This is a genomic window from Streptomyces sp. NPDC127595 (genome assembly GCF_042671685.1).
Classification (GTDB): Bacteria; Actinomycetota; Actinomycetes; order Streptomycetales; family Streptomycetaceae; genus Streptomyces.
This window is the reverse complement of record NZ_JBHXWK010000005.1, coordinates 504,205-517,497: the sequence shown is the minus strand read 5'-3', so window position 1 is coordinate 517,497 and position 13,293 is coordinate 504,205. Positions and strand designations below refer to the sequence as shown.

12 protein-coding genes are annotated in these 13,293 nt (G+C 65.7%); 5 read left to right on the top strand and 7 right to left on the bottom strand.

The genetic code is table 11. The features are described from left to right. Positions 1–30 precede the first annotated feature (30 nt). The gene (locus ACFVKT_RS19300; protein WP_385732954.1) at positions 31–1,923 is read right to left on the bottom strand and encodes a serine/threonine protein kinase; all 1,893 of its coding nucleotides are present in this window, start codon (positions 1,921–1,923) and stop codon (positions 31–33) included. A gap of 186 nt (positions 1,924–2,109) precedes the next feature. Continuing rightward, positions 2,110–2,256 (bottom strand): hypothetical protein, encoded by a 147-nt coding sequence (locus ACFVKT_RS19295; RefSeq protein WP_385732952.1) that lies wholly within the window; start codon positions 2,254–2,256, stop codon positions 2,110–2,112. A 246-nt stretch (positions 2,257–2,502) separates the two neighbouring features. Between ACFVKT_RS19295 and ACFVKT_RS19290 the strand changes: the two genes are divergently transcribed. Continuing rightward, positions 2,503–3,051 (top strand): DUF1062 domain-containing protein, encoded by a 549-nt coding sequence (locus tag ACFVKT_RS19290; protein WP_385732950.1) that lies wholly within the window; start codon positions 2,503–2,505, stop codon positions 3,049–3,051. 195 nt (positions 3,052–3,246) lie between these two features. Here ACFVKT_RS19290 and ACFVKT_RS19285 read toward each other — a convergent pair whose 3' ends face one another. Then, complete coding sequence (locus ACFVKT_RS19285) at positions 3,247–4,095, bottom strand: calcium-binding protein (protein WP_385732948.1); 849 nt, start codon at positions 4,093–4,095, stop codon at positions 3,247–3,249. 510 nt (positions 4,096–4,605) lie between these two features. Continuing rightward, positions 4,606–6,027 (bottom strand): S41 family peptidase, encoded by a 1,422-nt coding sequence (locus ACFVKT_RS19280; protein WP_385732946.1) that lies wholly within the window; start codon positions 6,025–6,027, stop codon positions 4,606–4,608. A gap of 88 nt (positions 6,028–6,115) precedes the next feature. On the opposite strand from ACFVKT_RS19280, the gene ACFVKT_RS19275 reads away from it, so the two are divergent. Together ACFVKT_RS19275 and ACFVKT_RS19270 are read left to right on the top strand one after the other, a co-directional pair. Next, positions 6,116–6,769, top strand: a complete 654-nt coding sequence (locus tag ACFVKT_RS19275) for a response regulator transcription factor (protein ID WP_385732944.1) — start codon at positions 6,116–6,118, stop codon at positions 6,767–6,769. After that, entirely contained in the window at positions 6,766–7,890 is a 1,125-nt protein-coding gene (locus tag ACFVKT_RS19270) for a sensor histidine kinase (RefSeq protein WP_385732942.1), read from the top strand. The genes ACFVKT_RS19275 and ACFVKT_RS19270 overlap by 4 nt, the downstream gene beginning before the upstream one ends. 168 nt (positions 7,891–8,058) lie before the next feature. Here the strand turns inward: ACFVKT_RS19270 and ACFVKT_RS19265 are convergent, their stop codons facing one another. Then, entirely contained in the window at positions 8,059–8,556 is a 498-nt protein-coding gene (locus ACFVKT_RS19265) for a hypothetical protein (RefSeq protein WP_385732939.1), read from the bottom strand. Between the two features lie 197 nt (positions 8,557–8,753). Between ACFVKT_RS19265 and ACFVKT_RS19260 the strand changes: the two genes are divergently transcribed. Beyond that, positions 8,754–10,031, top strand: a complete 1,278-nt coding sequence (locus ACFVKT_RS19260; protein WP_385732937.1) for a transcriptional regulator — start codon at positions 8,754–8,756, stop codon at positions 10,029–10,031. Here the strand turns inward: ACFVKT_RS19260 and ACFVKT_RS19255 are convergent. Then, positions 10,012–10,674 (bottom strand): HAD family hydrolase, encoded by a 663-nt coding sequence (locus ACFVKT_RS19255; RefSeq protein ID WP_385732935.1) that lies wholly within the window; start codon positions 10,672–10,674, stop codon positions 10,012–10,014. The genes ACFVKT_RS19260 and ACFVKT_RS19255 overlap by 20 nt on opposite strands. 559 nt (positions 10,675–11,233) lie before the next feature. On the opposite strand from ACFVKT_RS19255, the gene ACFVKT_RS19250 reads away from it, so the two are divergent. Continuing rightward, the gene (locus ACFVKT_RS19250; RefSeq protein ID WP_385732933.1) at positions 11,234–12,079 is read left to right on the top strand and encodes a DUF6602 domain-containing protein; all 846 of its coding nucleotides are present in this window, start codon (positions 11,234–11,236) and stop codon (positions 12,077–12,079) included. 18 nt (positions 12,080–12,097) lie between these two features. Here ACFVKT_RS19250 and ACFVKT_RS19245 read toward each other — a convergent pair whose 3' ends face one another. Continuing rightward, the gene (locus ACFVKT_RS19245; protein WP_385732931.1) at positions 12,098–13,213 is read right to left on the bottom strand and encodes a hypothetical protein; all 1,116 of its coding nucleotides are present in this window, start codon (positions 13,211–13,213) and stop codon (positions 12,098–12,100) included. Positions 13,214–13,293: the final 80 nt, after the last annotated feature.

The window sequence follows — 13,293 nt, the reverse complement described above, 5'->3', positions numbered from 1 at the left end:
CGCCGGCCCGGTCGCGCGCAGCCTGTCGGGTCATCCCATCGTCCAGGTCTGGTTGTCCCTGCCGTTGCATTCCCAGAGGACCGCGCCTGTTCCGCTCTCGCCTCCGAAAATGTCGACGCATTTCTGGGACTGATCAGCCAGCAGTTTCGTACCGGAGAGGTGGAATTGCTGGCTGGCGCCGCCGCTGCAGCCGGTCAGTTGGATCTCGGTGCGGTCCTCGCTCGACCCGCCGGCCACGGTCATGCATTTCCCCGATGACCGGAGGGTCCCGTCCGATCCGGTCTGCCATTGCTGTGCCGCGGAGCCGTCGCACGTGGCCTGGACGAGCTGTATCCCCTCGGTTCCGGCGCCGCTGCTCAGGCACTTCGCCGAGGCGGCGACCACCAAGGTGTGGCCGGTGGCCGGGGCGGGCGATGGGTCGGATCCGCTGTCCGGGGACGGGTTCTCCTCTCCCGGTTCAGGGCCGGGATCCACCTCTCCGGGCTTGGGCGTCGACGCCTGCGACGGGGCGTGCGCCGTCGGGGACGTGACGCCGGAACTCGCAGAGCTCGGTTGAGACGAGACGGAGGAGGATGTCGGGGTGTTCGCGGACTGCGACGTTGTGATGCCACCGACCGGGAGCGGGCCGGCCGACGTTGTGGCGTCGTTGGTGTTCTTCTTCGCCGTCGTGTTGAGCAGCAACGCGGTCGTGATCAGTGTTGCTGTGGCGACCGTTGCGGCAAGCGCGACCAGCTTTTTCGAACGGCCGCCCGTTCGGCTGCTGGAGGGCCGCAGCGCCTGCATGTCGGTCGTGGCGGGCTGCGGGCGTTCCGCGGCCAGTGCTTTGTCGGCAGCGGCGGCGGCAGCGGCAGCGGCGGCGGCGGATGCTTTGCGTGATCTGCGTCCCGGGCTGGGTTCCGGCTTTGAGGCTGGTTCTCGTTCGGGTTCCGGTTTCGGGTTCGGGTTCGGCTTCGAGTTCGGCTCCGGCTCCGGCTCCGGCTTGGAACTCGGTTCCGACTTCGCCGCAGCCGCAGCCGCAGCCGCAGCCGCAGTCGCAGCCTTCGGGGCAGCGGTCGGAGCGCCAGCGGGCGGGGCGCTGGAGGAACCCGCTCGGCGTATTCGTGGCGGGCCCGTGTCCACGGTCCGCAGGAGGCGCTCGGCGTCCTCGGCCGACATACGGTCGGCCGGGTTGCCGACGAGCAGAGCCTCGATCAGCGGGGTGAGCGGCCCGGCGCCGAGAACCTTGGGAGCCGGCTCCATGGCGATGGCGTACATCGTCTGCCCCGCCGTGTCCCGGAGGAACGGCGAGCGGCCTTCGACCGCCTGGAAGAGCGTGGCGCCCAGCGCCCACAGGTCGGCCTCCGGGCCCGGCGGCCCGCCGACGAGACGCTCGGGGGCCATGAAGTCGATCGATCCCACCAGCTGGCCGGTGCGGGTGAGAGTGGAGGTCTCGGCGGCCTGGGCGATGCCGAAGTCGGTGAGGACCACCCGGCCGTCCTCGGCGAGCAGTACGTTCGCCGGCTTCACGTCCCGGTGCAGGACCCCGGCCCGATGCGCCGCCCGTAACGCGGCGAGCACGTCACTGCCGATCCTGGCTGCCTCTTCCGGCGGTACCGGGCCGTGCTCTTTGACCAGGGCACCGAGCGTGGTGGAAGGCACGTACTCCATGACGATGACGGGCACACCCTCGTCCTCCACGACATCGTGGACGACAACGACGTTGGGGTGGCTGATCCTCGCGGTGCTGCGGGCCTCGCGGCGGGTGCGCTCGAAGAGGGTGGCGAGTTCGTCGGCGTCGAGATGCGGCTGGGGGTGGAGCTTCTTGACGGCGATCTCGCGCCCGAGGAGGTCGTCGTGGGCGCGCCACACGGTGGCCATGCCGCCTCGGCCGACCCGGTCGAGGATGCGGTAGCGGCCGGCGATCAGCCGTCCTTCGTCGGACACCGCGGGTTCCTTTCCACTGCTTCAGGGACCGATCCGGCCGGCGGCGCCATGAGGCTCCCTGGCCGGCCCAACGCCCAACGGCTCCTCGTTTGCGGCTTGTTGAGGAGCGCCCTGTCAGCCGAAGGGCGATCATACTTTGGTCGGGTGACGCCCCCGCGTCGATGTCCCGCATGTCGCTCACGGATGTCACGCGCGCCACGCCACCGCTCCCATCGCCGTCGCCGCTCCCATCGCCATCGCCATCGCCGTCGCCGTCGCCGTCGCCGTCGCCGTCGCCGTCGCCGTCGCCGTCGGCGTCGTCGCCGCCGCGATCCGACTCTGTCCTTCGTCCACGACCCGCCGGACAGGCCCTGCCGGTGGGGCGCCCGAAAACCGGTGGAGCAGCGCCACCGTGCGCCATTACCGTGCTGCCGAACCACGTCGCCCAGTCGCTGCCCAGTCGTCGCGCAGCCGCCGCTCAGTCAAGGACGCGCCGTTGTACACCCTGTGAGACCCCCCGAGAGCTGATCTGTCGCGCGTCGCGCATGTGCGCCGCGCTCCTTTTCGCTGCGGACTTCTCACTGAAACCGGTGTACTTCTGTGCTCGAAAACTGGGTGGTCATGCCCACCTGCCCACCGCTCGTTCGCCGCCGCTGCCACACGTGCGCGTCAGAACGCTTCCGGGCAAGCGGCAAATTCCGCGTCAACGCACACCACAAGCTCCTCGACATCTGGCTCCTCGTGCTCTGCACCGCGTGCGGGGAGACGGCGAAACTCACGGTCCTGGAGCGGGTCAAGGTGCGCTCTGTAAGGCCTGAGCTGCTGGACAGGCTGCACGGCAACGACCCTGGCCTGACAGTCGAGTTGCTCCAGGATCCGGTTGTGCAGCGCCGCAATCGCATCGCACTCGACTGGGACAACGCCTGGCGCCTCGACACCGGCGGAACGGATCACCTCGACCGCGAGGTGATCGACATATCCGTCCGCTTTGCGGCGCGGATCCCCGTCCGGCCGGTACGGCTGATCGCTGAAGGCTGCGGCCTCTCCCGGGCCGAGGTCGAGAGACTGATCACGGAAGGCGAACTCGTCTCGGCCGTCCGCCTGAACGGCAAGCTCACCGGCGACTTCACCTTCACGCTCAAGCGCTGAGCCCTCCAAGAACCTGAAAAGGGGCCCGGTACGCCGCAATTGGCGCACCGGGCCCTGGCCGCCGGCCGAAAGACCGGTCAGCCGAGCTTCCAGGCGGGGCCTGTGGACAGGTAGTGGTTGCTGTACCAGGTCGTCGTCTGGATGCCGGGGTTCTTCGAGACGTGGGAGAGCCGGCGTCCCTCGCGGGCGGGCTCCTCAGCCCTGGTGGACCTTGTTGGTGCCCGGGCCGCCCGAGAGCTTGTCGGTGCCCTGGCCGCCGTACAGCGTGTCGTTGCCGCTGTTGCCGTAGACCGTGTCGTTGCCCTTCTCGCCGTACAGGGTGTCGTTGCCCCGGCCGCCGTAGATGAAGTCCGCCGCGGACAGGCCGTGGATGACATCGTTGCCGTCTTCGCCGTAAAGGTGGTTGGCGCCGGCGTCTCCGGTCAGGGAGTCGTTGCCGGGGCCGCCGTAGCAGTCGGTCGCGCAGTTGGTGATGGTGTCGTTGCCGGTGCCGCCGTAGGGGCCGACGCTCCAGACGCCGCCGCCACCGTCGAGGCGGTCGTTGCCGCTGTCGCCGTACAGCACGTCCGCCGCGGAGCCCCGGAGGACGTCGTTGCCGGCGCCACCGTGTATCGAGGAGTAGGCGTTGCTGTCGGCGTTGACCGTCGCTTTGTCGTTGCCGTCGCCGAGGTTGACGTCGAAGTTGTCCGAGTCGTCGGAGCCCTGGGGGATCTCGGTCGCGCACTGGACGACGGTGCGGTCGGCCGACGAGGGGTATGTGCACTCATCGGTGCTTGCCGCGCTCGAATCGATGGTGACGTCACCCCGATCGCGGAAGGTGATGACGTAGTAGTACTCCCACTCGCCCCTCTCCTCGACCTCTGTGGAGACCGTCAGGTTGTTCGCCTGCCCGGCGGCGCCTTTGTACCAGAGCTCACCGTTCTCATGGACGACGGAGGCCACCGTTGTGGCCGCCTGGGCAGTGGGTGCCGCGAACAAGGCTCCACCCAGGGCGAGGGCGAGCGTGGCGGTGGTGGCGATGGTCCGGGTCCTGTAAGTGCGCATGCGGAAGTAACCCTTCGCGGAAGCTGAATCAGTGGTGGGGTGTTGGGCAGGCAGCGGGTGGTCAGGTCGGTCGGCGAGGAGGCCGCCGCTGAAGTCCCTTGCCAGTGGAGGCGCCGCTGTCGTGGCGGTCGGTGCGGGCCGGTGAGACTGGAGTTGTGTGGGTGGGTGGCTGTTGATCCGGATCGCCCCGTTAGACACCGCATCGGTGGTGGGGGTTGTGCCGGAAGGCGGTCCAATTCCCGTTGGCTGACGAGTTGGTGACGAATCGTGAGCTCAGGCCGTCGGCGGGCTGTGAGCGACGGTGCCCCGCCGGGATGCTTGAGCACTCTTGCCCAGGGTGTTCGTGCCTACGGTGAGCGGCGTAGACCCTTCGGCGCGATGCGCGCACGTTTCCATGGGCCCCGAGCAGCGTGGTTGCGACGTCAGACATCCGGCGGAGCCCTTGGCCTTCGTGCGGGCATCCGCGCGAGCCTCGCGGGGCGCGCGCGGACACAGCCGGCTTACCGACGTCTATCGCAGCAGGGTCAGGGCCTTCGCCACCCCCGGGTCCCGCCCCGCGGACAGGTCCGCGGAGGTCATCGGCACCAGATGGTCAGGGGCGACGCCAATGGTGTCGATGGTTTCCCGGTTCGCGCCGATCTCGCGGAGACCGGGCAGCGTCAACTCGCTGTTGTCGTCGAGCAGGTACGGCAGGGACGGGCCCGATACGAGGCCCGCGGTGCGGGTACCGACCAGGGTGCCGAGGTGGAGATCCTTGACCGTGCCGGCGAACGAGTCGCAGGCCGAGGCGCAGTTGCGGTCGGTCAGCACGACCAGGGGGAGATCCAGCAGGGGTACCGAGTCGTCCGGGTGGTTGGCGGTGCATTGGTCACGCACGTCGCACCAGTAACTTGTGGTCCTGCCGTGGACGAAGGCGCCCAGCAGCCTTTCCAGCTCCGCCCCGGAACCGCCGCCGTTGCCGCGCAGATCGAGGATGAGTCCCCGCAGGGTGGTGTTCTCGCGCAGGTCCGTGATCGCGTCGAGCGCCTGGTCGGCAACTCCCGGAGAGAAGCCGGGGATCGTGACGTAGGCGATGCCGTCGGACAGCAGCCTTGCCTCGGCCTTGGGTTGCTGTTGCGGGAACGTGACCGGTGTGACGGTCGTAGTGAAGATTCTGCCGGTGCTCGGGCGTCGCAGCCTGAACCGCAGCGGCTGCTCAGGCGACGCCGCCGTGAGCCACTCGACGACGCCCTCCGACACGATCCCGTTGAGGATCAGCGGCACGCCGTTGACCGTGACCACCTCATCTCCCGGCTTGATCCCGGCGCTGTCCGCACCGCTGCCCGGTGCGACCGAGGTGACGAAGACCGGTGCTGTGACGGCCGGGTCGGTGCCGTCGGGACGCAGGCCTGAGAACTTCAGGCCGAGCAGACTTCGCTGCTGCGGCGTACGGGCCCAGTTGGCGTGGTTGTCGCCGAGAGCCGCCACCATGCCCTGCAACGTCGCCTCCGCGATGGCCTGCTGGAGTACGGAGTCCTGCGGCAGGTTCGCGGCGATCTTCTGGTAGGCGCGGCTGAAGGCGGTCCAGTCGGCGGCCCTCTTACCGGTCAGGACCGGCGTCGTGGCCTGCGGCTGGTCCAGCCCGCGGCGTTGCAGTTCCTGAGTGAGCGCGGCGAAGGCCGGCACCAGCAAGGTGCGGGCGTCCAGTACGGACCCGCTGTAGTAGTTCTCGAAGATGCAGTAGTACGCCTGCTCGATGGTGGTGATGGTGGTGGGCTTCGACTCGGACGCGGGCGTGGTGGGTTGCCCGATCGGCCCGGTGGGCGCGGCGCAGGCCGGTGGGCGGCTGGACGCGTCGGCGGAAACGGCCGGGGCGATCACGAGCGTCGCGGCGTAGCCGGCAAGCGAGGCCAAGGTCACCACGTAGGCCGTGATCCGTAGGTTGTTCTTCATGCCGCTCACCATTGGGGGCATGCCGTTGCGGGGGTGTGAACGCAACCGTTAACGCCCCCGTAGCGGAGGCACCTGATATAGACCCGGTATGCGAATCCTGGTAGTCGAGGACGAGCGGATGCTCGCCGATCTGGTGGCCGAGGGACTGCGCAAGCAGGCCATGGCGGTGGACGTGGTCTACGACGGTACGGCCGCATCGCAGCGGCTGGCCGTGCACGACTACGACGTCCTCGTCCTCGATCGGGACCTACCGGGCGTGCACGGCGACGTGATCTGCCGCGACCTGGCGCAGAGCGGCGCCCGGACCCGGATCCTGATGTTGACCGCCGCCACCTCGGTGCCCGAGCGGGTCGCCGGGCTCGGCCTCGGCGCTGACGACTACCTTCCCAAGCCCTTCGACTACAGCGAACTCGTCGCGCGGGTGCAGGCGTTGGGGCGGCGCAGCCAGGCGCCCGTTCCGCCGATCCTGCAACGGGCTGGGATCGTGCTTGACACGCCCCGCCGACAGGTCAGCCGCGATGGCCGCCATGTGCCGTTGTCGGTCAAGGAGTACGCCGTACTCGAAGTGCTCATGCGGGCGGACGGTGCGGTGGTCAGTGCCGAGACACTGCTCGAACTGGCCTGGGACGAGAACGTCGATCCGTTCACCACGGTGGTCAGGGTCATCATCAGCAGGCTGCGGTCAAAACTCGGGGACCCGCCGTGCGTTCACACCGTCCCGGGCGTCGGGTACCACCTGTGAAACGCCGCACCGTGCGGGTGCGACTCACCGCCGTCTACAGCGGTCTGTTCCTGCTGACCTCGGCGGCCGTGCTTGTCACCACCAACCTCCTGCTCAAGCACAACTTGGACAGACGGATCACCGACGTCCGGGTCGAGCTGCTCAACCCGGCGCCCAACCCGGCTCTCGCCCCGCCACCTGTGGCCCAGCAGGCACCCGGCAGCACGGACCTCAGGCATCTGCCCGATGCCGTGCTCACCTACCAGTGGGGCATCGCGGGCATCACTGTCGCCGTACTGACGATCGTGTCGATCGCCATCGGCTGGTGGCTGGCCGGCCGCCTGCTGCGCCCCGTGCACCAGATCACCGCAACCGCCAGACGGCTCTCGCTGTCCAACCTGAACGAACGCATCGCGCTCGGCGGACCGCGCGACGAGCTCACCGAATTGGCCGACACCTTCGACAGCATGCTGAAACGCATTCAGCGATCCGTGGACAGCCAGCGCAGGTTCATCGCCAACGCCTCGCACGAACTGCGAACCCCGCTGGCCATTCAACGGGCTGCGATCGAGATCGGCCTGGACAATCCCTCCCCGCAAAGGCTCGCCCAGGTGCGTGACGAACTGCTTGAGGTCAACCGGCGCAACGAGCGGCTGATCGACAGCCTTCTCATCCTCGCCCAGGGAGAGAACGGGTTGGAGACCACGGAGCCGGTGGACCTCGATCTCCTGGTACGCCGGGCGGTCAGCGAAACGCCGGCAAACGGCATCTCGATCAGACAGGACACCGAACGGGCCACGGTTACCGGCGACCCGGTCCTGTTGCACAGGCTGGTGGCCAACCTGGTGCACAACGCGATCCGGTACAACCGCCCCGGCGGCGTGGTGGACATACAGCTCACACCCACCGCTCTCCTGACCGTCCGCAACACCGGACCTGAGATTCCCGAAAGCCGCATCGGCGAGCTCTTCGAACCATTCCGCCGGCTGCACTCCGCGCGGACGGGGTCAGCCGACAGCACCGGCCTTGGCCTGTCGATCGTCGCCGCAATCGCACGCGCCCATGCCGCCGAGATCACCGCCCACCCCAATCCCGGCGGCGGCCTGCGACTGGCGGTGCAATTCCCTGCGTCAACGGGTTGAGTTCAAACCGGGGTACCGCGACGCCGGTTGCGGACTCGCGCACCGCGGACTCGCCGAGCCTGGCTCGGAGGCCCTTCATGCCGGTTGGCAAGACCCGCCGGTCAGGCTCAAGGACCGGAAGGTGGTGCTGCCCCACACGCTGTTGCTACGGAGCCGCCGGCGCCGCGCTCAGCGACAACTCCGCTGATGGACAAGCCGTTGCCGACCGGCCTCGATCAAGGAGGCCACGGCATGCGGCGCACACAGATTCCCCGCGTACTTCGGTGCCACGACCCAATACGTACCCGGAGGCTTACGGCGGTCGATGCGCGGCACTCCCAGGTAGATGCCTCGTCCAAGGCAGGGCGCGATCTCGTCGTGGGCCCAAACGAGATCGGCATTCCACTGGATCAAGGCGTAGTACGTCACGCCCACGACTCGGCGGTCATGGACGACGGGACCGCAGAGTAACTGCTCAAGAAGCGAAGCTACTTGAGTCGGCTGGTCGGTATCGAGGGCGGCATGGACGACGTCCATAGGCATCCGCACCGCGGCGAACCGCTTTCCGAGAGGCAGCAACGCGACTCCATGGGTTGTCCATTCTGTCCATACCTGTGCTGGCACGGGGTGCTCCCACGTGAGCCACTCGGCAATCGCTCGCTCCGTTGCCTGCTGCGTGTCGTTCACTAGGCCACCTCTCGGCATGAGTACTCGGCTCGTAGGACTTGGAGCCAGCCTGGACGCGGCAGGCGTTCAACTCCAGGACTTCAGAAGGTCCTCAAGAGGACCTCGACAGGGCCTAGTTGGCGCGTGAGGGTGACATGACGTCGTACAGCGGACTTACTCTGAGACGGACAGTGCAATCTCCAGATGAGGAGGTGCTCATGCCCCGTCCCACTGGCAACGTCCGATTGAAGGCCGCTCGTGTGGCCGCCGGCTTCAACTCGCAACAGGACTTGGCCGATGCCTTGTCCGGAACCGCAAAGCAGATCGGTATTCGCGGACTGTCGATTGGCGTACGTCAGGTCCGGCGCTGGGAGTCGGACAGTCCTCCCTGGCCTCAGCCGGATTGCCAGAGGGTGTTGGTGCACTTGCTGGGCCAGAGCATGGAGTCACTCGGGTTCACCCCGCCCTGGGACCCCGACGGCACTCAGCCCGACCGCACGCGGCGTGCCCTCGTAACGGGTGGCGTGACTGCTGTCGGCCTCGCGGCAGTCCCCGCGCTGGCAGTTGCCACTACGACACAACCAGCCACTGCCGGTTCGGACTTCGCCGCCGTGACGCGCTCGCATCGTCGGCTCTACTGGTCCGTCGCTCCCGCCAGACTGCACCCGGCCATCCTTGCCCACGCGACACTGGGCTGCGCGCTGCTTCCGGAGACCACAGGCTCCACCCGTCGTACGGTCGCGACAGCGCTCGCCGAGTCGTATCTCCTCGCGGGACGGATCGACTTCTTCGACCGCCGGGAACCCAGCAGCGCGAGCGACGCACTCCTGCTGGCTCTGCAAGCCGCAGGCGAAGCGGACGATCCGCTGCTCGGCTCGGCGATCATCGCGCACATGGCGTTCATTCCGGGCTGGGCGGGCGACCGCGACGCGGCGCTGGAGCGGATGATCGCGGCACGTACATACGCTCGTCGTGGGCTTGCTTCCGCGGAGCTTCTGGCCTGGCTAGACGCGGTGGAAGCGGAGTGCGAGACACGGTGCGGCGACACTCGCACGGCCTTGCACCTGATCGGGCATGCCGAGGACGTCCTCGCCACAGGAAACGAGCACCCCTCACCTGAATGGATGGACTGGTTCTCCCCAGCCCGCCTGGCCGCGTTCAAGGGCAACACGCAGCTGATCGCCGGACACCTTCCTCAAGCACGCGACACCTTGCTCGGCGTCCTCGACGCAATGCCGACGAGCGAGGACAAGCAGCGAAGCGTCGTGTTCGGCGACCTGGCCGCTGTCGAGGCGGCGTCGGGGAATCCGGAGCAGGCGTGTGCCTACGCAGGACAAGCTCTCGATCAACTGGCGCTCACCTGGTACGCCACCGGCATGGACCGCGTACGCGAGGTACGGCGGGCACTCGCGCCGCACCAGCACGAGCGTTGCGTACGAGACCTCGACGACCGGCTCTACGGATGGTCGACGACGGTCAGCGCGCTGAGCCGTTGAAGTTGAGGATGAGACCGGACAGTTCGAGGAGACTGCCGACCCGAAACGTCGGCAGCTCCCGAGCCTCCGAACTGTCCCACTGGATCGTGGCCCAAGGACCCCGCCGTACAAGCGCGGTGTGCATCCCCGCTTCAACAGCGGGTCGGATGTCGTTGTCGCACCGGTCCCCGACGTAGAGGATCTCGTCGCTGTCGAAGGGCATCACAGCAGCCACGCGTTTGAAGAACTCAGGGTCGGGCTTGCTGGCACCCCAGTCGTCCGACGTCCCGATCAGATCGACGTCATCGGAGAACAGTGACCGGAGAATGCGGCCAGCCCGCACGGTCTGATTGCCCGCGATGCCGAGCCACATCCCATCGGCGCGGAGTTGAGCGAGGGCCGGCCGGACGTCCTCGTACAGGTCACCTTCCCCGAACGTCTCGGGCTGCCCGGCAGCGGCCCGCTTCTCCCGCTCCTCATAGAGGTCGAAGCCCGGCCGGAACTCCTGGAACGTCTCGCGGTAGTCGCGTCCTTGGGCGATCACAGCCCCAAACACTGCGTGAAACGTATGCCGGGGCACACCCAACCAGACAGCCCAGGCCCCGTACTCACGGGTCTCGTCCACCAGACACTCACCGACGTCGAACACGACTGCGCGAATCATAGGGGCAGGGTAGCGAGGCGCCAGACTGCGTCACCCCTTCAGCACTTCGTGACCCACGGTTCGTGTCAAGGCTTGCCAAGCGTTTCGCCCGACCATGACGGCAGGACCTCCTAAGTCCTTGGAATCGCACACAAGGGAGCTCTCGCTTGTGTGCGCTCGACGCATTCCGTATCGCTACCGCCGCTATAGGAGGACTTGAACCAGAGGGGCGCCAGGGGTGCGGGCCCCAGGACTCCTTGTGCATGCGGTGGATGAGGGCCGCGGACGACTCGTGATCGAGCGCTGAGGTACTGGAACGCCAGCCTGCGCCGCTCCAACTCCGGCGGCTTCTCCACGAAGAGTCCACCGCCGAGGATGTGGAGGAAGACCACGTCCAGCTCAGGGGTGGGGCCACGGAAGGTGGTGAAGCTGCCAACTGCTGCTGCATGTCAGCGGGAGCCAAAGTTATGCCATATGGGGTGATTCTTCATGGGTGATGATGGTTCGCCGTATTCTAGAGATCCCGGCAGGTTCGCCTTTCGTAGCTGCAGAGGTCTGCGTGCTGACCTAGAATCATTTCATGGGTCAAGAGAAACTTGGAAGAATACTCAGCTCGGTCGCCATGCGAATGCATGCAGATTTCAAGCAGTCGCGAAATTTCAGCCATAACGGTGAGGCGGGCACTTCCCGGGAAGCCCTTGTTCGCGAGTTTCTCGCCAACTACTTACCATCCCATGTGGAAACAGTGCACAATGCCGAGATCGTCACTGCATCAGGCGAGACTTCTCCTCAGTGCGACATCGTTCTCGCAGATAGAGGAACGCCACCCTTCACGACCTTGAACGGGTATCGGATACTCCCGAACGAGTGTGTTTATGGCGTTGTCGAGGTGAAAACTAAACTCGACAAGGTGCAACTCGTCGACGCGTGCAGCAAGATCAGCAGGCTGCGCCACATGGCGAAGGATTCATATCGTCTGACACCTGGCCTTGTACCACGAAAAACGTGGGCTTATGGGAAAGCCTACGATTTCTTCCCCACTTCTGGGATCATCATCGCTTTTGATAGTCTGAAACTGGAGACCATTGGTAGTCACCTGATGGAATGGTGTCAAAATCGACTTCCGGTTGAATGGCCTGACAGTGTGTGGGTACTGGGTAAAGGGCAATTACAGTGGCAGAACCCCGACACGCACCTTCTCGAACGCTCGCCAGGGCCGGGATCTCTGCTTGCGCAAATCGATACGGATGAATCTGAGGACATCCTTTTGGCGCTCGCACTACACCTGAACATTCACTTCTCGGATGCGTGGATGAACCCGGTGGACCTTGTCCCATACGCGGGAGCCACTCGCCTTGGCGTCATCTCACGTCGATGGCGAATGACTCCCGTGGGTAGGCCTCCTAAGGTGCTGGAAGGCCCGTGAGGGTGAAGGTGCAAAGGGTTACTCGACTGGTACGGATTCCCCAATGAAGCTGCCATTTTCTGATCTGTAAACTATTTCCACCCCGTACGATTCGCACAGGTCGAACATGTCCAGGTCGGGCATTGCGGGGAGCAGTATGACCCGCTTGGGGGGCTCCTTGTGATCCTCAGTCCGCACATAGCGGCTATAGTCTAGGATTTGCCCCAGTGCCATTCTCACTTCTTCGCGAGCGCTAGATCCCTTAGCTTCGTAGAGCACGTGTTCCGTCGCGTCGTAGAGATCTGTCCTTAGGGTGGACGTAAGGCCCTTTACTTTGATCTGGAAGGCGCCAGTCTTGCGTCCGACAGCTTTAAGGTAGGCCATGTAGGTGCGAGTCAACTCGGCTTCACGTCGCACAGCGATGTGTGCTGCAGCCGAGGCGCGCAGACTCATTTTTTTATTGAAGGTCTCCGAGACGACGAATGTGCCACTGGTGGCGGCATTTTCGGCGGCCTTTCGTAGAGATCTGGCTTTTCTGCGTTGCTTGGAAACAGGTAGTTCCCCAATAGTCGCAGGATCGCTTTGAAGGGTCGCCGCCGTGACCACCTCCTCAAAGGGGACGAGTTCCCATGTGGTCTCTTCCGCGATGGGGACCAGGCTATTTGGCGAGCGCTCGACCTCCGCATCCGGCCGAAGGCGAAAGACGATGACATTGCGTTCCTTGTCATCCATGTCGTGTACTCTGCGCCACACGTATGGTTTCAGTGCATCCAGAGTGAACTCTCCGATGTACTGGTGAGTCTTGGTGCCGCTTTGGGGGACCTGTCCGACCTGGATGAAAACGCGTATCTTACGTTCCTGTTGTGCGTGGAGCAGGATAGCCCGGTTGCCTGTCCCCGCAATTCCGGCGAATGTCTGATCCCCAGATTTCCCGGCTCCGGTGTACTCGAAGACGGATCCGAGATCGTCTTCCTCGGACAGCCAACCGTCGTAGTAGCCATTGACCTCTCCGACAGAGGGGTCCGAGTAGAGGTTGACACTCTGCTTTTCTATTGCGGGACATATCCCGCCCTGCGGGCTCCCTCCGAACACCTCCCTAATCTCTGCCCGCGTGCGCACGTCTCCGGGAAAGATTTTGCTAACCTTTGTCGCCATGTCACGACCCTAACAACTATTAGGTAATGACTTAAGTGGGCGACGGCGAGTAGGTAGGTGAGATGTAGATGAGGGGCGAC